At 76.3% G+C, this 1020-nt stretch carries 1 protein-coding gene; it reads right to left on the bottom strand.

Going from position 1 to position 1020, the window contains the following annotated elements; all coding sequences use genetic code 11:
* On the bottom strand, window positions 1-1020 hold a 1020-nt coding region (locus AB0O00_RS41440; protein ID WP_363659822.1), incomplete at both ends, for a SulP family inorganic anion transporter.

The raw sequence follows: 1020 nt of genomic DNA, 5'->3' as shown, positions 1-1020 counted from the left end.
CCGGCCGCGGCCCGGCCGTGCAGGTGGCCGCGGGCGAAGTCGATGGCGTCGGGCGTGCTGCCGAATATGTGCCCGTCCGCGCGGAGCCGGTCGAGCACGCCGAGCGCGTCGAGCGGGCGGTGGTGCTCGTCGCGCACGCCGGAGACGAGGACGAGCGTGCCGCGCCGCTGCAGCTGGGTGATGGCGTCGCCGAGGACCGTGGCACCGCTCGCGTCGATCGCGCTGACCCGCGACATGCGCAGGATCACGACCTCGGCGTCGCCGGTCTCGGTGAGCTCCAGCAGGAAGCGGTGTGCGGCGGCGAACAGCAGCGGGCCGTCTATGCGGTAGGCGACGATGTGCTCGGCGAGCAGCGCCTGTTCCTCGTCGTGGTGGTCGGCCGGCGGAAGGTCGGCGTGCAGCGGTACCTGTTCGACCCGGGCCGCCTTCGCGACCGCGGCGAGCGCCAGGACGCCGGAGACGAGCAGGCCGATCGCGACGGCGGTGACCAGGTCGAAGGCGAGGGTGGCGGCGGCGGTGAGGACGAGGACGGCGGCCTCGCCGCGCCCGGTGCGGGCGAGCGCCCGCAGCGAGCCGACCTGGACCATCCGGACGGCGGTCGCGATGAGCACCCCGGCGAGCGCGGCCAGCGGGATCCCGGCGACGAGCGGGGCGGCGGCGAACACGATCACCGCGAGGACGGCGGCATGGACGAGGGCGGCGAGCCTGGAGACGGCGCCGGAGCGGACGTTGACGGCGGTGCGGGCGATCGCGCCGGTGGCGGCGACGCCGCCGAAGAGCGGGGCGGCCAGGTTGGCGAGGCCCTGGCCGAACAGTTCGCGGTCGCTGTCGTGGCGCTCGGAGACGCTCATCGCGTCGGCCGCGGTGGCGGACATCAGCGATTCGAGCGCGGCCAGGGCGGCGACGGCGAGGGCGGAGGGCAGCAGGGCGGGCACGGCCGAGAGGTCCGCCTCGGCCTCCTCCTGGGCGGCGGCCAGGCGCACCGCGTCGTCCAGCAGCGCGACGACGTGCGGGAACGCG

Source organism: Kitasatospora sp. NPDC093558 (assembly GCF_040683475.1).
GTDB lineage: Bacteria > Actinomycetota > Actinomycetes > Streptomycetales > Streptomycetaceae > Kitasatospora.
This window is presented reverse-complemented; position numbering and strand designations above follow the sequence as displayed.